Source organism: Stenotrophomonas maltophilia (assembly GCF_001676385.1).
Classification (GTDB): Bacteria; Pseudomonadota; Gammaproteobacteria; order Xanthomonadales; family Xanthomonadaceae; genus Stenotrophomonas; species Stenotrophomonas maltophilia_J.
On sequence record NZ_LYVJ01000010.1, the window covers coordinates 83,766 to 103,121 of the forward strand.

The window sequence follows — 19,356 nt, forward strand, 5'->3', positions numbered from 1 at the left end:
GGCCGCGGCATCCATGCCGCGGACACCCCCGCGAACCCACCCCGCCCGGCCTCTGACAGTTTCCGTGTGCGTCCGCCACGGAAAATCAAAAGAAAATCAAAGTCAAAAGCGGATCGCTTCGCTCGCATCCACGCGTAGCGTGGATGTGTGTCGACCAAGGTCGACACCTACCAACAGCAATGATGCGTCGGGATCTGTCAGAGGCGGGGCGGTATGGGCTTGCAGGACCGTTGGCGCCATGGGCCCGAGGCACGCCTCGGGCGGGTTGGGCAGGACGCCCAACCCCGGTCTTGCCGCGTGCGCAGGACAGCGCACACGAGCAAGGCGCCATCGAGCCCCCAGGGACGGGTTTACGGCGTGTCCTGCAAGCCCATACCGCCCCGCCAAACCCAATATCCCGACCGCTGCTGTTGATGTTGACTTTGACTTTGACTTTGCTTCCAGCGGGTCCCGGGCCGCAGGCCCGGGCAACAAACCCCTACCGGTCGTCGTGCAGGGTGCCACCCGGCAGGAACACCCAAGTGCGCGTGACCTGCAGGATGTCGATCTCGTCCTCGGTCTTCGGCAACGGCGGGAATGGCTGTGCCAGCCGTACCACCCGCAGCGCCGCTTCATCCAGCAAGGGCGTACCGCTGGAGCGCAGGATCCGGCTGCTCTCCACACTGCCATCGCGGCGCACGCCCACGCTGATCACTACCTGGCCGCCGAGCCGGCGCTGCCGGGCCTCATCCGGGTAGTTCAGGTTGCCGACGCGCTCGGCGCGGTCGACCCAGGCCCGCAGATAGTTGGCATACGCATATTCGCGCGTGCTGGCCGACACGAACTTGCGGTTCGGCCGCTTGGCGTACTGCGCCGAGCGCAGGTGCACTTCGGCGGCCAGCCGTGCCATCTCCACGTCGCGCTGCTCGCGCGCGCTCAGCGGTGCATCGGGTTCGGGCTGTTCCGGTGTCGGCCGGGACTGCGCCTGCGCCACCCTGTCCTGGCCGTTGCGGCTGCTGACCACCCGTGCCTGCGGCGGTGGAACCGGTGCGGCCGATTGCTGCTGCTGCGGAACCGGGCTGAGCCCGGCCTGGGCCTGCGGCACGATGCCAGCCTGGTTGTCGCGTGGTCGCTGTGCGCGGTCGTGCTCGCCACCGCCTTCCTGGTTGGCGGCGGCAAGGAAATCGGCCTGCTTGGGCGTCAGCGCGGTGCGGGTCTGGCTGAAGATTACTTCCAGGGTCGGTACCAGCGGTGCATCGCCCTTCACGGCGAAGCCCACACCCAGGATCAGCAGGGCATGGACCAGCACTGACAGCGCGATGGTCGCTCCCAGCCGCTGTGCTTCGCGCGGCGGCGGGGGCAGGACGGCAGGGGCGGGCGGCATCAGCGCAGGCCAGCCTCAAGGGCGTCGAAGAGGGTGCCGGCGATGTTCAGGCCGAACTGCGCATCCAGTTCGCGCACGCAGGTCGGGCTGGTCACGTTGACTTCGGTGAGGTAATCACCGATCACGTCGAGGCCGACGAAGCGCATGCCGCGACGCTTCATCTCCGGGCCGACCTGGGCGGCGATCCAGCGGTCCCGCTCGCTCAGCGGGCGGCCTTCGCCACGGCCGCCAGCCGCCAGGTTGCCTCGGAATTCGTCGCCCTGCGGAATGCGCGCCAGGCAGTAGTCCACCGGTTCGCCATCCACCAGGAGGATGCGCTTGTCGCCTGCGCTGATGTCGGGAATGAACTTCTGGGCCAACGCCAGCTTGCGGCCGCCTTCCGTCAGGGTTTCCAGGATCACGTTGAGGTTCGGGTCGCCCTGGCCGCTGCGGAAGATCGAGCGGCCGCCCATGCCATCCAGCGGCTTCAGCACCGCCTGGCCGTGCTCGAGCGCGAAGGCTTTCAGGGCCTTCGCGTCACGGCTGACCAGGGTGGGCGGGCAGCACTGCGGGAACAGCAGCGCTGCCAGCTTCTCGTTGTAGTCACGCAGGCCCTGCGGGTTGTTGACCACGCAGGCACCGGCGGCCGCAGCCATGTCCAGCACCTGGGTGTCATAGAGGTACTCGGCGTCGACCGGGGGGTCCTTGCGCATCAGCACGATCTGGCCGGGGCCGAATACGGTACGGCTGAATGCGCCCAGCTCGTACCAGCCGGCCGGATCGTCGCGTACCCGCAGCGGCGCGGTCTGGGCGACCGCCAGGCCGCCTTCCAGGGCCAGGCCGCCCGGGCGCACGTAGTGCAGGGCGTGGCCGCGGCGCTGGGCTTCCAGCAGCATGGCGAAGGTGGTGTCCTTGGCGATCTTGATGTGGGCGATGGGGTCCATCACCACGATGACGTTCAACGGCATGGGCGCACCTGTCAGGCAAGGCGTTGATGGTAGCGGCAACGCCGGCCGCGCGCCTCCCTGCCGTACTGCAACGCAGCGTCCGTGCGGTGGCCGCGCAGTCATTGCGAAACCCGTCACGTTCAGGCGGGCGCCGCGCCCCGCGCCGCGGACCGGCCTTGAAGCGGGCGCGGAAAGTGCGATATAGATACGCTTTCGTAGCGGCCCCGCCAGAGATCGGGCCGTGCGCTTGGGGATAGGCAATGACTGAAAACACGACTGCGGGCGGGGAGCTCGCAGGACTCCGGGTGATGGTCATCGATGACTCGAAGACCATCCGCAGGACAGCGGAGACGCTGCTCAAGCGCGAGGGGTGCGAGGTGGTGACCGCGACCGACGGGTTCGAGGCGCTCGCCAAGATCGCAGACCAGCAGCCGCAGATCATCTTCGTCGACATCATGATGCCGCGCCTGGACGGCTACCAGACCTGTGCGTTGATCAAGGGCAACCAGCTGTTCAAGGCGACTCCGGTGATCATGCTGTCGTCCAAGGACGGGTTGTTCGACAAGGCGCGGGGACGCATCGTCGGCTCGGAGCAGTACCTGACCAAGCCTTTCACGCGCGAAGAACTGCTGGGTGCCATCCGCACATACGTCAACGCCTGACCAGGGGGGAAAGGCACAATGGCTCGTATCGTCCTGATCGAGGATTCACCGACCGACCGCGCGGTGTTCACCCAGTGGCTGCGCCGTGCCGGCCACGAGGTGCTGGAAGCGGACAACGCCGAGGATGGCCTTCAACTGGTCCGCGACCAGGAGCCGCAGCTGGTACTGATGGACGTGGTCCTGCCCGGCATGAGCGGTTTCCAGGCGACCCGGGCGATGGCCCGTGACGCGGCGATCAAGCACATCCCGGTGATCATCGTCAGCACCAAGGCGATGGAAACCGACAAGGCCTGGGGCCTGCGCCAGGGCGCGGCCGATTACATCGTCAAGCCGCCGCGCGAGGATGAACTGATCGCGCGGATCAACGAACTGGTGGCCTGATGCGCTCGCCCTTCGACATCCTTGAAGCCTACGAACGGCGCAGCCTGGCCCATGCGGTGCAGTTGCCCGAACGCCAGTTCGCCCAGGACCTGTGGCGTGGCGTGGGCTACCGCGTCGGCCAGCGCCGGCTGGTGTCCGATTTCCGCGAAGTCGTGGAAATCGTGCCGATGCCGCCGGTGACTCCGGTGCCCTGCGCGCAGCCGTGGCTGCTCGGTGTGGGCAACCTGCGCGGCAACCTGTTCCCCGTGGTCGACCTGAAGTACTTCCTGGAAGGCACTCGCACCGTGCAGCAGGAAGGCCAGCGCGTGCTGATCATGCGCCAGGCTGGCGGCGACGTGGCGTTGACGATCGATGAACTGTTCGGCCAGCGCAGCTTCGAGCTGGACCAGCAGATCGAAGCCGGCACGCTGGCCGAGGGTCGTTACGGCCATTTCGTTGACCGTGCCTTCCATGCCGACGGCCATGACTGGGGCGTGTTCTCGCTCTCGCTGCTGTCGCGCACCCCTGAATTCCGGCAAGCCGCGGCCTGACGCCCGGCCTCGCCCCCTGCATTGAAGATCGAGGTTGAACGATGAGTACTGCTTCGGACGCCACCAAGAACGGCAAGCTGCGGCTGGGTGGCAGCAACCTCTGGCTGGCCCTGCTGCTGGCATCGATGATCCTGTTCGGCGTCAACACCGGCGTCGCCACCTGGCAGGGCAGCCGCCTCGCAGACGCCGGCTCCAAGGCCGCCGACCTGCAGGTGCTGTCGCAGCAGCTGGCCAACCAGGGGCGTGACGCGGTCGGCGGCAACGCGCAGGCGTTCACCGCGTTCAAGTCCACCCGCAACGCCATCGAACAGAATGTGTCGACGCTGCAGGGACGTTATGGCAAGGAGCCCGGTGTCTCCGGTGCGATCGCCACGCTGGGTGAAACCTGGGCGCCACTGGGCAAGCAGGCGGGCCAGCTGGTGGCCAGCGAGCCGGCCGTGCTGGCCCTGGCCGGCAATGCCAACAACTTCACCGGCGCGGTGCCGGGCCTGCAGGCCCAGCTGAACGAGCTGGTGCGCGCGATGTCCGCATCCGGTGCGCCGTCGTCGCAGGTATACAGCGCCCTGCAGCAGGTGGTGGTTGCCGGTTCGATGGCGCGTCGCGTGACCGAAATGCGTGCCGGTGGCAGCGCCGCGGCGACCTCCGGCGATGCGCTGGCACGCGACATCACCGTGTTCTCGCAGGTGCTCGACGGCCTGCGCAATGGCAACGAGGAACTGGGCATCACCGCCGTGCGCGGTGCCGCCGCCGTGGCCGCGCTGGAGCAGTCGCAGCAGAAGTGGGAAGCGATGAAGCAGGACGCCGACGCGATCCTGGCCAGCTCGCGCCAGCTGTTCGCGGCGCAGTCGGCCGCCACCGCGCTGGGCCAGGGCTCGGCGCACATGCTGGACGACAGCCGCAAGCTGTTTGATGCGTTCTCCTCGTTCGGCTCGGTGTCCGACACCCGCCTGTTCCCGAATTTCTGGATCGGCGTGGTGTCTGGCGCGCTGTCGCTGATCGCCATCATCGGCTTCGTCTCCACCAACGTGCGCAGCCGCTCGCGCGAGCAGGAACTGCGATACCAGACCCAGGTGGAATTCAACAGCCGCAACCAGCAGGCGATCATGCGCCTGCTGGACGAAATCTCCTCGCTCGGTGAGGGCGACCTGACGGTGAAGGCCTCGGTGACCGAGGACATGACCGGCGCGATCGCCGACGCGATCAACTACGCGGTCGACGAGCTGCGCCACCTGGTCACCACCATCAACGACACCTCGGCCAAGGTCGCGCTGTCCACCCAGGAAACCCAGGCCACCGCCATGCAGCTGGCAGAGGCAGCCGGCCACCAGGCCAACCAGATCACCTCGGCATCGGACCGCATCGGCGAAATCGCGGCGAGCATCGAGCAGGTGTCGCGCAACTCGGCAGAGTCGGCCGATGTGGCACAGCGCTCGGTGGTGATCGCCGCCGAAGGTGCCGGCGTGGTGCGCGAGACCATCCAGGGCATGGACCAGATCCGCGACCAGATCCAGGAAACGTCCAAGCGCATCAAGCGCCTGGGCGAGTCATCGCAGGAGATCGGCTCGATCGTGGAACTGATCAACGACATTTCCGAGCAGACCAACATCCTGGCGTTGAACGCCGCCGTGCAGGCGGCCTCGGCCGGTGAAGCGGGCCGCGGATTCGCGGTCGTGGCCGACGAAGTGCAGCGCCTGGCAGAACGCACCTCGGGTGCGACCCGGCGTATCGAGAACCTGGTGCAGGCGATCCAGGCCGACACCAATGAAGCGGTTACGTCGATGGAACAGACCACCGCCGAAGTGGTGTCCGGCGCACGCCTGGCCGAGGATGCCGGCACCGCGCTGACCGAGATCGAACGTGTGTCCAATGCGCTGAACACCCTCATCAAGAACATTTCCATCGCTGCCCAGCAGCAGTCGGCCGCCGCCTCGGACATCACCCGCACCATGGGCGTGATCCGGCAGATCACCGGCCAGACCTCGCAGGGCGCCGGGCAGACCGCCGAATCGATCGGGCACCTCGCGCAGCTGGCGGCCGACCTGCGTCGTTCGGTCGCCGACTTCAAGCTGCCGGCGTGACACGGGCACGGCGGCGAGCAAGGAACCAGTCGATGAAGCATTTCCATTTCCCACGCCAGAACCCGCGCAGCCACCGCGCGGCGGCGAACGGAGCGCGTCCATGAGCAGTCTGCGCGATGCGATGAGCCACGCAGCGCTGGGCTGGGTCAAGCCCGAGCTGGACGAGACCCTGCGCCAGGTGCGCAACGAGGTCGAGTACTACGCGGAAGACCCGAGCGATGCCAGCCGCATGCGCATCTGCGCCGGCTACCTGCACCAGGTGCAGGGCACCCTGCGCATGGTCGAACTGTATGCGCCGGCGATGGTGGCCGAGGAACTCGAGCAGCTGGCGAACGCCATTGGCGCCGGCCACGTGGCCGATCGTGATGAGGCCTGCGCGACCCTGATGCGCGGCAGCGTGCTGCTGCCCGATTATCTGGAGCGCCTGCAGAACGGCCATCGTGACATCCCGATCGTACTGATGCCGCTGCTCAACGAAATCCGGGGGGCACGCGGCGAAGAGGGCGTCAATGACAGCGTGCTGCTGGCCTTCGCGCCGGACAGCGTCAGTGCCACCGAGGCCGAACTGGACCATGCACGTGGCAGCCTGAGCGGGCGCAACCGTGAGCTGCTGGACACGGTCGGCAGCGCCGTGAAGGAAGAACTGCTGCGCATCAAGGACGCGTTGGACCTGCACCTGCGCACCGATGGCCCGCCGGAGCAGCTGCAGATCCAGGCCAATGAACTGGGCGCGGTGGCCGATACGCTGGGCATGATGGGCCTGGGCGTGGCGCGCAGCGTGGTCGTGCAGCAACGCGACGCGTTGCGCGGCGTGGTGGAAGGACGCCAGCAGATCGACGAGAACCTGTTGCTGGATATCGCGGGTGCCCTGCTGTACGTAGATGCATCGCTGGATGACCAGGTTGCCCATCTGGGCGCTGGCGGCAGTGGCGAGGACGACCCGAGCGCGGTGGAGAACCGGCGCACGGTAGAGGTGCTGGCGCACGAAGCGATCGCCAACTTCGCCGCCGCGCGCGAGCACTTCGTCGCCTTCATCGAAACCAGCTGGAACCATGCCGAGCTGCAGGATGTGCCGCGCCTGCTGGGCGATGTCTCCGGCGCACTGCGCATGCTCGACCTGGGCACGGCCGCCGACTACCTGCGTGGCGTCCAGCAGTACATCGAAGCCGAGCTGATCGGTCGCCAGCGCGTCCCCAGTGGCCGCCAGCTGGACACCCTTGCCGACGCCATGGCCAGCCTGGAGTACTACCTGGAGGCCCTGCGCGACCGTCGTCCGGGCCGCGAGGATATCCTCGAGATCACCCGCAGCAGCCTCGAGGCGCTGCGCTACTGGCCGTTGCCTGAGCGCAGCGCGGCCGGGCCGGCACCGTCCGCGCCGCAGCCGGTCCAGCGTGAGCCCGTGGCGCCGCAGATCGAGGCAGTGCAGCCGGACCCTATCGCGATTGCGGTGCAGCCGGCCGCACCCGCAGCGGGCAGCGTGCCCGTGCCGTTGCCGGACTTCACCTTCGACCCGCCCCCCGCGCCGGTGGTGACCGACAACGGCCTGATGTTCGGTGCGCTGGGAACACTCTCCGCCACCGGCGCGATCAGCGATGGGGACACCGGGGCGGCGCCGCCGGCTCGGTACGACGATGCGGATTCTGCGTTGGTCTTCGCCGCCTCCCGCGCCCCGGCACCGGAGGTCCCGCAGTGGGAACTGGCCCCGTTCGATCCGGCCAACGGAACGGTCGTGCCTGCCGATGACGAGCGCGCCCCGACGTTCGCCAGCTTCGATCCGGTCAGCTTCGAACAGGCCGGAACAGAGCAGGACGATGCGTCGACGTGGATGCTGTCGGCCGCCCCCCCATCGGAAAGCACGGACGCGGCGACCGTGGCCGCCGAATCTGCAGGGGACGTTGAGGCTCCGGCCGTCGCAGGTTTCGATGCCGCGCCGGTGTTCGATCCGGTGCTGGCGGAGCATGATGCTGACGCCGCCGTGGCCGATGAGGTGGTGTTCCGCTTCGACGCCGATGCGTTGGACAACGCGGACGACGTGCTGTCGCTGCATGCCATGGAAACGCTGTCGCTGGACGACGACGCCGGGCAGCGCCCGTCGCTGGAGAGGGTCGACGCCGCGCCGGCGTCGCCCTCGGCCGGCGAAAGCCCGGCAGCTGCCGATGCGACCCTGGACATGGAAGACGTGCCAGCGGTCGAAGAGCGCGTGCCTGTGGAGGACGCGCCGGTTCCGGCCGCATCGGTGATCGAGATCGACACCATCGCACCCATCGACTTCAGCGAGGCCGACGCGCAGTTCTTCGCTGAACTGAGTGCGGCGGCCGCCGACTTCAACCCGCAGGCCATGGCGGCTCCGGCTGCGGACGTCCCGGCGACGATCGTGGCCGAAACCGGGGCCAGCTTCGAGGCCGGGTTCGACGACGACGCCGAGAACATCGACGAGGATATCCGCGAGGTATTCCTGGAGGAGTTCGACGACGAGCTGGCCAATCTCGGTGGCCTGCTGCCGGCCTGGCGCATGCAGCCGGACAACATGGACCGGCTGCGGCCGATCCGCCGCATCTTCCACACCCTCAAGGGCAGTGGCCGCCTGGTTGGCGCGCGGACCCTGGGCGAATTCGCGTGGAAGATCGAGGGCATGCTCAATCGCGTGCTTGATGGCAGCCGTCCGGCTTCGCCGGCGGTACTGGCGATGGTCGACAACGCCCACGACGCGTTGCCGCAGCTGAACGCCGCGCTGCGCCACGGCCAGCGCGTCAGCGTCGACCTGCAGGCCATGCAGGCCATCGCCGACCGGGTTGGCGCCGGCGAGGAAACGTTCTACGTGCCGCTGCCGGCCCCTGCCGCACCGGCCCCGTCGCCGGCCGGGATGGAAAGCGAAGACGAGATCACCCGCCTTCTGGACGCCGAGGCCGCCGCGTTGGCACAGGCCGACGCTGGTCCGAGACCTGATCAGGTGGGTACTCCTGCCAATATCGACAGCGTGCTGCGCGAGATTCTTGAAGCCGAGGTGGAGGTCCACCTGGCGACCCTGCAGGCATGGCTGCAATCGGCACAGCAGGCGGAGCAGCCGGTCAGTGACGCACTGCTGCGCGCGGTGCACACCATGAACGGCGCCTTCGCGATGACCGAAGTGCCGGAAATCACCGCCGTCACCGGCGGTGCGGAGTCGTACATCAAGCGTGCACTTGCCGCCGGCGTGGTGCCGGGCGAGGAAGGCGTGGATGCCCTGGGCGCCGCTGCTCAGGCGATCACCACGACCATGGAATCACTGCAGGCCGAGCAGCCGCGCATCCCGCCGCAGGGGGTACTGGTGCAACGCCTGCAGGCGCTGGCCGGCGGACTGCCGGAGGCGCGCTGGCCGATGGTTGCGCTGGAAGACGACGGCGACGACGACCTGGGTGCAACGGATGACAGCGTGGCGCAGGCGTCGCTGGAGGCCGCCGCTGGCATCGAAGTAACGACGGCTTCCGAAACCGATGTGGTTGTCATGGCGCCGGCGTGGGACCAGGACGTGCTGCCGCCGGGTCCAGCGGACGGCGCGGAACATGCGGCCAGCACCATCGATGGGGGCGGCCTGGATGTCGACGAGCTGACATCCAGCGATGACCTTTCGCGCTATTTCGATGCGGGCTGGACGTCGGCGCAGGATGCGGGCGACGCCATCGGCGGCGCATCGGTCGAGCCGCTCCACGCGGGCGAGCGCGCGCCCACGGCCGCAGTCGATGATCCGGACGGCGTGTCCGTATTGCTGCCGCCGGGCGACGATGCCGGCCTGACGGTGGTCGATGACCTGTCGCCCTACCTCGATGCCAGCGCCCTGCCGGTGGACGACCGCGACGCAGACGAGATGCCTGCGACTGGGGAAATTGACGCAATCCACCTGAATGCGGTGTTGCCCGACGAGATCGACGCCGCGGGCGGCGCGCTCGTCGATGTGCCTGCTGCACTGCCACTCGACAGCGAGCTGTCGAGCCTGCAGGATGAAACGGCTGTGCCTGGGTTTGCCGAGCCGGTCACGCTGGAAGCCGCGTTCGAGGCCGGCCTGCACGTGATCGAAGAAGAGCAGCCCGCGGCCCACGCTGGGCAGTGGCCCATGCTTGGCCTGCAGGCCAGCGAACTCGCGCCGGGCGAGGCGGATGCCTTCGCCGAGGATGCGGACGTCGGCGGGGAGGCGGCGGTCGGTGAAGGAGAGAGCGCCGACCTGCCGTCCCCGGCGACGGTGGACGTGGCGGCCCCGGTGCGGTTCTTCGAAATGGAGGAGGCCCCGGGCCAACGCCTGGACGCGGCGGCGGTGGAAGCCGCGCCGATCGTGGACGAAGCAGCTGCCACTGAAGCGTGGCCGGTCGCCGCCGAAACCGAAGCTGCGGCTGAACCCGCAGGCGAGGCCGTGGCCGGGTCGGGGGCCAGCAACGAAGCCGATGCAGAAGCCGATGCCGATCGTCTCGACTTCAGCGTCTACGACCGCGAACTGGTGGACATTTTCGTCGAGGAGGGCAAGGACCTGCTCGACCATTGCGATGGCCTCATCAGCGAACTGCGCGACGCACCGCAGGATCGCGAAGTCGTGGCCGGGCTGCAGCGCGATCTGCACACGCTCAAGGGCGGTGCACGCATGGCTGGCATCAACGCCATCGGCGATCTCGGCCACAGCATCGAATCGTTGCTGGAAGCTGTCGCCGCCGGCCGCACCGAGATCGAGCGTCGCGATGTACAACTGCTGGAGCGTGGCTTCGATCGCCTGCACCAGTTGCTGACCCGCACCGGCGACCATCGCGTGGTCGATCCGGCGCAGGATCTGGTCGACGCCTTTGAGGCGCGTACCCGCCCCGACGTGGCTGCCGCTGCCGCCGCGCATGCGGCCGTGGTCGCCGAGGCACAGGAGGTGGCAGCGCCGGCCACCGTGGCCGACGTGCCGCTGTCGGCGCCGCTGCCGGTGGAAGGCTCGCCGGATGAGGATCCGTTGGCGCGTCCGCAGCAGGAACAGGTGCGCGTGCGCGCGGACCTGCTCGACCGTCTGGTCAACCACGCCGGTGAAGTGGCGATCTACCGTTCCCGGCTGGAACAGCAGCTCGGCGCGTTCCGTGGCGCCATGGGCGAACTGGAGCGCACCAATGCGCGCCTGCGCGATCAGCTGCGGCGCCTCGACCTGGAAACCGAGGCGCAGATCGTTGCCCGTTACCAGCGCGAGCAGGACCAGGCCGACCACAAGTTCGATCCGCTGGAACTGGACCGCTTCTCCACCCTGCAGCAGCTCAGCCGCGCGCTGAACGAGTCGGCGGCCGACCTTGGCGGCCTGCAGGGCGTGCTGGACGACCTGTCGCGCCAGTACGATGCGCTGCTTCAGCAGCAGTCGCGCGTCAGTTCGGAACTCCAGGATGGCCTGATGCGCGCGCGCATGGTGCCCTTCGACGGGCTGGTGCCACGCCTGCGCCGCGTCGTGCGCCAGGCCGGCCTGGACACCGGCAAGCAGGTACACCTGACCCTGGAGGGCACGCACGGCGAACTGGATCGCAACGTGCTTGACCGGATGGTTGCGCCGCTGGAGCACATGCTGCGCAATTCCGTTGCCCATGGCCTGGAATCGCCGGAACAGCGCCGCGTGGCCGGCAAGCCGGAAGAGGGCGAGATCGCCATCCGCCTGCACCGCGAAGGCTCGGAAATCGTGCTGGAAGTGGCCGATGATGGTGCCGGCCTGGACCGCGAGGCGATCCGTCGCCGCGCCATCGACCGTGGCCTGCTGGCCTCCGATGCACAACCGGGCGAGCAGGAGTTGGACAACCTGATCTTCGCCTCCGGCTTCACCACCGCCGACCAGGTGAGCCAGCTGGCAGGCCGTGGCGTGGGCATGGACGTAGTACGCAACGAAGTGCGCCAGCTTGGCGGATCGGTCGACATCCAGTCCGTGCGTGGCCAGGGCGTGCGCTTCACCCTGCGCCTGCCGCAGACGCTGGCGGTCACCCAGGCGGTATTCGTACAGATCGGCGAAACCACCTTCGCCGTGCCGGTGGCCTCGGTGAGCGGTATCGGCCGGCTGTCGCGCGAGCGTTTCGAAGCGGCCGACAGCAGCTATCGCTACAGCGGCGAGGACTATCCGCTGTATGACCTCGGAAGCCTGGTCGGGCAGGCCCCGGCGCGTGCCGATGGCCAGGCCCAGGTGCCATTGCTGCTGGTCCGTGCGGGTGACCTGCGTGCTGCCGTGGCGATCGACCAGGTGCTGGGCAACCGCGAAATCGTGGTCAAGCCGGTGGGCCTGCAGATCGCGTCGGTTCCGGGCATCTACGGTGCCACCATCACCGGCGATGGCCGCGTGGTGGTGATCCTGGACGTGGCCCCCCTGGTGCGCCGCTTCCTCGCCAATCCCACGGCACCGGTGCTGGCCAACGCGCCGCGCCAGGAACGGCAGATGCCGCTGGTGATGGTGGTGGACGACTCGCTGACCATGCGCAAGGTCACCGGCCGCATCCTCGAACGCCACAACTTCGAGGTGAGCGTGGCCCGCGACGGCGTGGAAGCCCTGGAGCAGCTGGAAGAGCGCGTGCCCGACCTGATGCTGCTGGACATCGAAATGCCGCGCATGGACGGCTATGAACTGGCGACGGCAATGCGCGCCGACCCGCGTTACAAGGATGTGCCGATCGTGATGATCACCTCGCGCAGCGGCGACAAGCACCGCCAGCGTGCCTTTGAGATCGGCGTGCAGCGGTACCTGGGCAAGCCGTACCAGGAACTGGACCTGATGCGCAACGTGTATGACCTGCTGGGGATCGCCCGTGTCCGTGAGTGAAGTCCATCCTGCTCCGGCCGTTGCTCTGCTGGCCCGGCCCGGCACGGCACGCGAGCGCCTGCGTGAAGCGCTGTCACACGCAGAGGTGCAGCTCGTGCTGGAAGACGATCCCAACGGGCTGGATCCGCAGGTTCTGCGGGACGCGCGCCCGCAGTTCGTGGTGATCGCACTGGAGGCGGCCATCGAAGATGCGCTGGAGCACCTGGAAGCGGTGCTGTCCGCGCCGGGCCTGACCCTGGTATTCGACGAGGCAGAGCTGGCCGCGCGCCGTGATGGCTGGGAAGCCCAGCGCTGGGGCCGGCATCTGGCCGCGAAGCTGCACGGCCACCAGCAGGTGTTGCCGCCGGGCGCGGAAGAAGAATCGAACCCGCAACGGGACCCCGGCCAGCCGGCACCCGTGGTGCCGGAACCGCGCGAAGAAGCACTGCAGCCTGGCCAGGCGTCCCCGATGAGCTGGGCCGGCGCGGCGCCGGTGGACAGCGCGTACTCGCCCCCCGCGCATCTGCACGAACCGATCGCGCTGGAGCAGGCGCTGGCGGCGCTGCAGCCGGTCGCACCCGAACCGCTGCCGCCACAACCTGCACCGTCTGTGCCGCCCGCGCCGGCCGCCTCCTTCGATCACACGGCCTGGTCGCTGGTCGAGGACGTATCGGCTGCAGCGGTGCCCGTCGCCCGCGCCGACAGTGCCGAAGTGCCGCTGCCTTCAATCGACACCGATCACCTGAGCCTGGTCGATCTGGATGCTGCCGCGCCGGCCGGTGCCCGCGCGGCCTCGCTGCTGGTGCTCGCCGGCATCGGCGGGCCCGATGCCCTGCGCCGCCTGCTCGGTGCGCTGCCGGCCGCGCTGGCCGTTCCGGTGCTGGTGCACATGCGTCTGGATGGTGGCCGTTACGGCAATCTGGTCAAGCAGATGGCGCGGGTCTCGCCGTTGCCGGTACAGCTGGCCGAAGCTGGACAGCGCGCGGTGGCCGGCCAGGTGCACGTGCTGGCCGACGACATCGGCGTGCGTGCGGCCAGCGATGGCCTGCATTTCCAGAGTGATGCCGGCGGCATCGTGATTGCCGGGCTGCCGGCTGAACATACGGCACTGGTGCTGCTCAGTGGCGCCGACCTGGCCCATGTGGGGCCGGCACTGGACCTGGCCGCCGCCGGTGCCTGGGTGGCCGGGCAGGTGGGTGAAGGCTGCTATGACCCGGCGGCGGCTACCGCTGTGGTCGCTGCCGGCATGGTGGCTGGCGAGCCGCAGGAACTGGCGCGGGCGATTGCCGCGCGCTGGGGCGTGGACGACGACAACGGAGAGGCACCATGAGCTACGCCAGCAATGACGAGATCCGCGGCGTTCTGATCCAGGCCGGCAGCGAGCGCGTGTTGCTGCCCAATGCCACCGTGGCTGAAATGATGTCGAGGGTACCGGTGCAGCCGGTTTCCGGGGCCCCGCGTTGGCTGGTCGGGGAGATCGGCTGGCACGGCTGGCAGGTGCCGCTGCTGTCGTTCGCGCGCCTCTCGGAACTGGGCGAGGACGTGGCGGGCAGCCACAACAAGGTCGTGGTGTTGAAGGCCCTGGGTGGCAACCCACAACGCCCCTATTACGCCTTGCTGACGCAGAATTTCCCGCAGTTGATCTCGGTGCCGCGGGATGGCCTGCTGGCGGATGCTTCCGAGGAAACCCTCCCGCCGACGGTGCACATGCGCGTGTTGCTGGGTGAGCAGAGCGCATTGCTGCCGAACCTGGACGCGCTGGAAGCCGCGCTGGATTCGCTGGAGGCCTGATCGGCAGTCTGCCGGGGCAGCGCCCGGCGCCATTTCGGGCGTTGCGGATTCCCGGTAGTGCCGGCCAGCGGCCGCCATAACCACGGATCGGCCTTACCCCAGGTCCCCCAATCGCGCCTGCAGCGCCGCGATGGCGGCCAGGCCGGCGGTTTCCGTGCGCAGGATCCGCGGTCCCAGCTGCAGTCCCTGGAAGCCCGCGGCTGCCAGTTGATCACGGTCACGCGGAGACCAGCCGCCTTCCGGGCCGATCGCGATCACGATGCCACCGGCCGGAACCCTGTCCAGTGTCGACAGCCGATGTGCGCCCTGCGGGTCCAGGGTCAGTCGCAGCGCATCGGACGGCAGCGCGGCGGTCGCCTGGGCCAGCGACAACGGCGATCCCACCCGGGGAATGCGTGCGCGTCCGGACTGGCCGCAGGCCGAGGTCACCACGTTGTTCCAGTGCGCTACGCGCTTTTCCGCACGCGCCGCATCCAGCTTGACCTCGGTGCGTTCGGCATTGACCGGAAGGATCGCGGCCACGCCCAGCTCGGTGGCCTTCTGCAGGATCAGGTCCATCTTCTCGCCGCGGGCAATGCCCTGCAGCAAGGTGACGGCCAGCGACGACTCATTGTCGACGGCCCGCACGGCGTCGATGCGGACCTGTACGTCGCGCTTGCCGGCCACGGTCAGCGTCGCGCTGTAGTCGTTGCCATCGCCATTGAACAGCACGCAGGCATCGCCTTCGCGCAGGCGCATCACGCGCACCAGATGATTGGCCGTCTCTTCCGGCAGGGTCACGATCTGGCCGCTGTGCAGCGCCAGGTCGATGGGGCAGCGGGTCACGCGCATGCAATCGCCTCGTCAATCGCCGCCAGCGTGGTGTGCGCCAGCAGCTCCAGTTGTTCGTCATCCACGCAATAGGGTGGCATCCAATAAAGCACATCGCCCAAGGGCCGCAGCACCACGCCGCGCCGGAGCGCCGCCCTGTAGGCCCGCAGGCCGAGCCGCAAAGCAGGGTTGAAGGGCGTGCGCCTGTTGCCGTCACGGGAAAGCTCGAAGGCCACCACCATGCCAGCCTGGCGCACATCGGCCACCTGCGGATGGTCAGTGAACGGTGCCGCCAGCGTACCCATCACCGAAGCAATGCCGCGGTTGCGGGCGATCACATCGTCGTCGCGGAAGATGTCCAGCGTCGCCAGTGCCGCCGCGCATGCGAGCGGATTGCCGGTATAGCTGTGCGAATGCAGGAACGCACGTTCACGGGAGTCGTCGAGGAAGGCTTCATACAACGCCTGCGTGGCCAGCACTGCAGCCAGAGGCAGGAAGCCGCCGGTCAGGCCCTTGGACAGGCACATCAGGTCCGGCATCACGCCGGCCTGCTCACAGGCGAAAAGGGTGCCGGTGCGACCGAAGCCGGTGGCGATTTCGTCAGCGATCATGAACGCGCCGTGTGCATCGCACAGTGCTCGCACGCGCTGCAGGTACACCGGATCGTGCATGCGCATGCCGCCGGCGCACTGCAGCCGTGGTTCGATGATCACCGCGCAGATTTCGCCGGGATGCCGATCGAAGAGGGAGGCCAGGCCATCGGCAGCCTGCTGCGCGCGACCCGCCGGGTCCTGGCCTGGTTCGGCCAGGTAGGCATCGGGCGAGGGCGCGAACAGGCCTTCAGCCAGCAGCGGTGCGTAGACGCGGCGGTACAGAGGAATATCGCCCATGGCCAGCGCGCCAAGGGTCTCGCCGTGATAACCGTTCTCCAGCGCGATGAATCGCGTGCGCCGCCGCTCCCCGCGGTTCTGGAAATACTGGAAGGCCATCTTCAGCGCCACTTCCACGCCAGCCGAACCGTTGTCGGCATAGAACACCTTGGCCAGGGGCGCGCGGCCGGGTTGGCGCGGTGCCAGCGCCAGCAGCCGCTCGGCCAGGGTGATCGCCGGCTCGTGCCCGAAGCCGGCCAGCATCACCTGTTCCAGTTTCCCGGCCTGGGCCGCGATCGCGCCGCCGATGCGGGGTTCGGCGTGCCCGAACAGATTGGTCCACCAGCTGCTGACTGCGTCCAGGTAGCGGTTGCCGTCGTGGTCAAACAGCCATGCGCCTTCGCCACGGGCGATCGGCACCAGCGGCAGGGTATCCGGATGCTCGCGCATCTGCGTACAGGGGTGCCACAGCACCTGCAGGTCGCGCTGCCGCCAGTGGAGGGCCAGCGGGGAGGGGGGTGGGTCTGCTAGCATTTCGGGCTCATGAACATGTTGCTGCCTGCACATTCTATCGGCCCCGGCGCGGGCGCCGGCTGTCACGGAGATTCCGCATGAACGATGCCCGTGCCGGCCGTCGCCTGCCGATCATCCATCGGATCACCGATGAGGAGAACGGCCCCTTCCAGCGCCAGCATCTGGACCTGGAGTTCTCCAACGGCGAGCGTCGCCGTTTCGAACGCCTGGTCAGCCGTGGCCATGGCGCGGTGGTGGTGGTACCGATGCTTGATGACGAGACCGTGCTGCTGGTCCGTGAATACGCCGCCGGCATGCACCGCTATGAGCTGGGCCTGGTGAAGGGGCGGATCGATGCCGGCGAGACCCCCGGGCAGGCCGCCGATCGCGAGCTGAAGGAAGAGGCCGGCTACGGTGCGCGCCGGATCGACGTGCTGCGCGCGATGACGTTGGCCCCGACCTACATGAGCCATCAGTCGTGGCTGGTGGTGGCACGCGACCTGTATCCGGAAAAGCTGGCCGGCGATGAGCCGGAAGAACTGGAAGTGGTGCCGTGGAGACTGGCCGACCTGGACCAGCTCATGCTGCGTGAGGACTTCTCCGAGGGACGTTCGCTGGCGGCGCTGTTCATCGCCCGCCAGTGGCTGCAGGGCAGGCGATGATCAAGCTGACCACGGATCTGCGCGAGACCGCCATCGCCATCGCCCAGGAAGCCGGGCGGGCGATCATGCGGGTCTACAACGACGGCTTCGACGTCACCGTGAAGGCCGACGACAGCCCGGTCACCGCTGCTGACCTGGCCGCCGACCGGATCATCCAGCAGGGCCTGCGCCAGCTGACCCCCGACCTGCCGATCCTCTCGGAGGAATCAGCGATGGTGCCGTGGGAACAGCGCCGGCATTGGGGCGCGTACTGGCTGGTCGACCCGCTCGATGGCACCCGGGACTTCGTCAAGCGCAACGGCGAGTTCAGCGTCAACATCGCGCTGATCTACCAGGGCGCGCCGGCCTTCGGCGTGGTCCAGGCGCCGGTGACCGGCATCGTCTGGCACGCGATGCGCGGCGAGCTGGCGTATCGCCGCCAGGGAGTGCACGACACCGTGCTGCGCACCCGCACACCGGCGACCGCGCCGTTGCGGGTTGCTGCCAGCCGCTCGCATCGTTCACCGGAGACCATCGCCCTGCTCGGTCGCATGGGTGACATTGAAACCGTGGTGCAGGGGTCTTCGCTGAAATTCTGCCGCATCGCCGAGGGCGGCCTGGATGTCTATCCGCGACTGGGACCCACCTCCGAATGGGATACCGCCGCCGGCCAGTGCGTGCTGCACGCCGCGGGTGGCGCGGTGCTGTCGGCGGTGACCGGCAAGCCGTTCCGCTACAACCGCCGCGAGACGCTGTTGAACGGCGACTTCATCGCACTTGGCGACACCAGCCTGCCATGGCGCGACTGGTTGTCCGACTGACCCTGGAGGCCGCATGAGCGCGCACGACACCCCCACCTCCGGCAGCGCCGCCAGCCATGAGCTGGAACGCCTGCTGGCCATCATGGCGCGCCTGCGCGATCCGCAGGGCGGCTGCCCCTGGGACCTGGAGCAGGACTTCTCGACCATCGCCCCCTACACCATCGAGGAAGCCTACGAAGTGGCCGATGCCATCGACCGGGGCGACCTTGACGATCTCTGCGATGAGCTTGGCGATCTGCTGCTGCAGGTGGTGTTCCATGCGCGCATGGCGGAGGAACAGGGGGCCTTTGCCTTCGCCGATGTCGCCCGCGCGATCAGTGACAAGATGCAGCGCCGCCACCCGCATGTGTTTGCCGATGCCAGCGTCGACGATGCGGACGGGGTGATGCGCAACTGGGAGGCGATCAAGCGCGCCGAACGCACGGCCAAGGGCGAGCAGGACCGCTCCGCGCTGGCTGGTATCTCGCGTGGCCTGCCGGAGTGGCAGCGCGCGGTGAAACTGCAGTCGCGCGCGGCCAGGGTCGGTTTCGACTGGCCGGGCCCGCTGCCGGTGCTGGACAAGGCTGCCGAGGAACTGCAGGAGCTGCGCGAAGAGTTCGAGCGCGGCGACATTGCTGGCAACCGTGCGCGGCTGCAGGAGGAACTGGGTGACCTGCTGTTTGTCTGCGCCAACCTCGCCCGCCATGCCGACCTCGACCTGGGCGCCGCACTGCGTGGGGCCAATCACAAGTTCGAGCGTCGCTTCCGGGCGATGGAAGCGCAGGCCGCAGCGCAGGGCAGTGCGTTGGCTGCGATGGACCTGGATGCGCAGGAAGCGCTCTGGCGGCACGCCAAGGCCGCAGAAAAGGCGTGAAGACGCTGGGTCTGTTCCTGCTGACCGCGCTGGCCGAGATCGTCGGTTGCTACCTGCCATGGTTGTGGCTGCGCAAGGGCGGCAGCATCTGGCTGCTGCTGCCGGCCGCCGCCAGCCTGGCCCTGTTCGCCTGGCTGCTGACCCTGCACCCCACCGCGAGCGGCCGCGTCTATGCCGCCTACGGCGGCGTCTACGTCGGCGCCGCGTTGTTCTGGCTGTGGCTGGTCGATGGCGTGCGTCCCGGCCGCTGGGACTTGCTCGGTGCCGCGCTCTGCCTGGTCGGCATGGCCGTGATCATGTTCGGGCCGCGCACGTCCTCGGCGTAGCGCCGAGCCATGCTCGGCTCCAGCGGCAGGCA

At 68.5% G+C, this 19,356-nt stretch carries 15 protein-coding genes; 11 read left to right on the forward strand and 4 right to left on the reverse strand.

What is annotated here, in order from left to right; genetic code table 11:
- Positions 1-478: 478 nt before the first annotated feature.
- Both A9K58_RS13850 and gshB read right to left on the reverse strand, forming a co-directional pair.
- Positions 479-1,363: an energy transducer TonB gene (locus tag A9K58_RS13850; protein WP_065199885.1), complete on the reverse strand. Its 885-nt coding sequence runs from the start codon at positions 1,361-1,363 to the stop codon at positions 479-481.
- Positions 1,363-2,310 carry a glutathione synthase gene (gene gshB / locus A9K58_RS13855; protein ID WP_065199886.1) on the reverse strand — a complete coding sequence of 316 codons (948 nt, stop codon included), beginning with the start codon at positions 2,308-2,310 and terminating at the stop codon, positions 1,363-1,365. The genes A9K58_RS13850 and gshB overlap by 1 nt, the downstream gene beginning before the upstream one ends.
- A gap of 239 nt (positions 2,311-2,549) precedes the next feature.
- On the opposite strand from gshB, the gene pilG reads away from it, so the two are divergent.
- The 7 genes from pilG (at position 2,550) to A9K58_RS13890 (ending at position 14,491) form a co-directional block, all read left to right on the forward strand.
- Positions 2,550-2,951, forward strand: a complete 402-nt coding sequence (gene pilG, locus A9K58_RS13860) for a twitching motility response regulator PilG (protein WP_005418455.1) — start codon at positions 2,550-2,552, stop codon at positions 2,949-2,951.
- A gap of 18 nt (positions 2,952-2,969) precedes the next feature.
- On the forward strand, positions 2,970-3,332 hold the full coding sequence (locus A9K58_RS13865) for a response regulator (RefSeq protein ID WP_065199887.1): 363 nt from the start codon (positions 2,970-2,972) through the stop codon (positions 3,330-3,332).
- Positions 3,332-3,862: a chemotaxis protein CheW gene (locus A9K58_RS13870; protein WP_010482705.1), complete on the forward strand. Its 531-nt coding sequence runs from the start codon at positions 3,332-3,334 to the stop codon at positions 3,860-3,862. Before A9K58_RS13865 ends, A9K58_RS13870 begins: the two co-directional genes overlap by 1 nt.
- 41 nt (positions 3,863-3,903) lie before the next feature.
- Positions 3,904-5,940 carry a methyl-accepting chemotaxis protein gene (locus tag A9K58_RS13875; protein WP_065199888.1) on the forward strand — a complete coding sequence of 679 codons (2,037 nt, stop codon included), beginning with the start codon at positions 3,904-3,906 and terminating at the stop codon, positions 5,938-5,940.
- 100 nt (positions 5,941-6,040) lie between these two features.
- Positions 6,041-12,721 (forward strand): Hpt domain-containing protein, encoded by a 6,681-nt coding sequence (locus tag A9K58_RS13880; protein WP_065199889.1) that lies wholly within the window; start codon positions 6,041-6,043, stop codon positions 12,719-12,721.
- Positions 12,708-14,030: a chemotaxis protein CheB gene (locus A9K58_RS13885; RefSeq protein WP_065199987.1), complete on the forward strand. Its 1,323-nt coding sequence runs from the start codon at positions 12,708-12,710 to the stop codon at positions 14,028-14,030. The genes A9K58_RS13880 and A9K58_RS13885 overlap by 14 nt, the downstream gene beginning before the upstream one ends.
- Entirely contained in the window at positions 14,027-14,491 is a 465-nt protein-coding gene (locus A9K58_RS13890) for a chemotaxis protein CheW (protein ID WP_065199890.1), read from the forward strand. Before A9K58_RS13885 ends, A9K58_RS13890 begins: the two co-directional genes overlap by 4 nt.
- Positions 14,492-14,584: 93 nt before the next feature.
- Here the strand turns inward: A9K58_RS13890 and A9K58_RS13895 are convergent, their stop codons facing one another.
- Together A9K58_RS13895 and bioA are read right to left on the reverse strand one after the other, a co-directional pair.
- Entirely contained in the window at positions 14,585-15,322 is a 738-nt protein-coding gene (locus A9K58_RS13895; protein WP_065199891.1) for a 16S rRNA (uracil(1498)-N(3))-methyltransferase, read from the reverse strand.
- Complete coding sequence (bioA, locus tag A9K58_RS13900) at positions 15,313-16,704, reverse strand: adenosylmethionine--8-amino-7-oxononanoate transaminase (RefSeq protein ID WP_065199892.1); 1,392 nt, start codon at positions 16,702-16,704, stop codon at positions 15,313-15,315. The genes A9K58_RS13895 and bioA overlap by 10 nt, the downstream gene beginning before the upstream one ends.
- Before the next feature lie 77 nt (positions 16,705-16,781).
- On the opposite strand from bioA, the gene nudE reads away from it, so the two are divergent.
- From nudE to A9K58_RS13920, 4 genes are read left to right on the forward strand one after another with little or no spacing between them, the layout of a single operon-like run.
- Positions 16,782-17,345, forward strand: a complete 564-nt coding sequence (nudE, locus tag A9K58_RS13905) for an ADP compounds hydrolase NudE (RefSeq protein WP_065199893.1) — start codon at positions 16,782-16,784, stop codon at positions 17,343-17,345.
- The gene (gene cysQ / locus A9K58_RS13910; protein ID WP_065199894.1) at positions 17,342-18,145 is read left to right on the forward strand and encodes a 3'(2'),5'-bisphosphate nucleotidase CysQ; all 804 of its coding nucleotides are present in this window, start codon (positions 17,342-17,344) and stop codon (positions 18,143-18,145) included. The genes nudE and cysQ overlap by 4 nt, the downstream gene beginning before the upstream one ends.
- Before the next feature lie 13 nt (positions 18,146-18,158).
- Complete coding sequence (mazG, locus tag A9K58_RS13915; RefSeq protein ID WP_065199895.1) at positions 18,159-18,998, forward strand: nucleoside triphosphate pyrophosphohydrolase; 840 nt, start codon at positions 18,159-18,161, stop codon at positions 18,996-18,998.
- Positions 18,995-19,324 (forward strand): YnfA family protein, encoded by a 330-nt coding sequence (locus A9K58_RS13920; RefSeq protein ID WP_065199896.1) that lies wholly within the window; start codon positions 18,995-18,997, stop codon positions 19,322-19,324. The genes mazG and A9K58_RS13920 overlap by 4 nt, the downstream gene beginning before the upstream one ends.
- Positions 19,325-19,356: the final 32 nt, after the last annotated feature.

Excerpts from the sequence above, each read along its gene's own strand:
- A9K58_RS13870 (WP_010482705.1), top strand. The coding sequence starts at position 3,332 with ATGCGCTCGCCCTTCGACATCCTTGAAGCCTACGAACGGCGCAGCCTG.
- A9K58_RS13865 (WP_065199887.1), top strand. The coding sequence starts at position 2,970 with ATGGCTCGTATCGTCCTGATCGAGGATTCACCGACCGACCGCGCGGTG.
- A9K58_RS13875 (WP_065199888.1), top strand. The coding sequence starts at position 3,904 with ATGAGTACTGCTTCGGACGCCACCAAGAACGGCAAGCTGCGGCTGGGT.
- A9K58_RS13890 (WP_065199890.1), top strand. The coding sequence starts at position 14,027 with ATGAGCTACGCCAGCAATGACGAGATCCGCGGCGTTCTGATCCAGGCC.
- nudE (WP_065199893.1), top strand. The coding sequence starts at position 16,782 with ATGAACGATGCCCGTGCCGGCCGTCGCCTGCCGATCATCCATCGGATC.
- mazG (WP_065199895.1), top strand. The coding sequence starts at position 18,159 with ATGAGCGCGCACGACACCCCCACCTCCGGCAGCGCCGCCAGCCATGAG.
- pilG (WP_005418455.1), top strand. The coding sequence starts at position 2,550 with ATGACTGAAAACACGACTGCGGGCGGGGAGCTCGCAGGACTCCGGGTG.
- gshB (WP_065199886.1), bottom strand. The coding sequence starts at position 2,310 with ATGCCGTTGAACGTCATCGTGGTGATGGACCCCATCGCCCACATCAAG.
- A9K58_RS13850 (WP_065199885.1), bottom strand. The coding sequence starts at position 1,363 with ATGCCGCCCGCCCCTGCCGTCCTGCCCCCGCCGCCGCGCGAAGCACAG.
- A9K58_RS13895 (WP_065199891.1), bottom strand. The coding sequence starts at position 15,322 with ATGCGCGTGACCCGCTGCCCCATCGACCTGGCGCTGCACAGCGGCCAG.
- cysQ (WP_065199894.1), top strand. The coding sequence starts at position 17,342 with ATGATCAAGCTGACCACGGATCTGCGCGAGACCGCCATCGCCATCGCC.
- A9K58_RS13880 (WP_065199889.1), top strand. The coding sequence starts at position 6,041 with ATGAGCAGTCTGCGCGATGCGATGAGCCACGCAGCGCTGGGCTGGGTC.
- bioA (WP_065199892.1), bottom strand. The coding sequence starts at position 16,704 with ATGCTAGCAGACCCACCCCCCTCCCCGCTGGCCCTCCACTGGCGGCAG.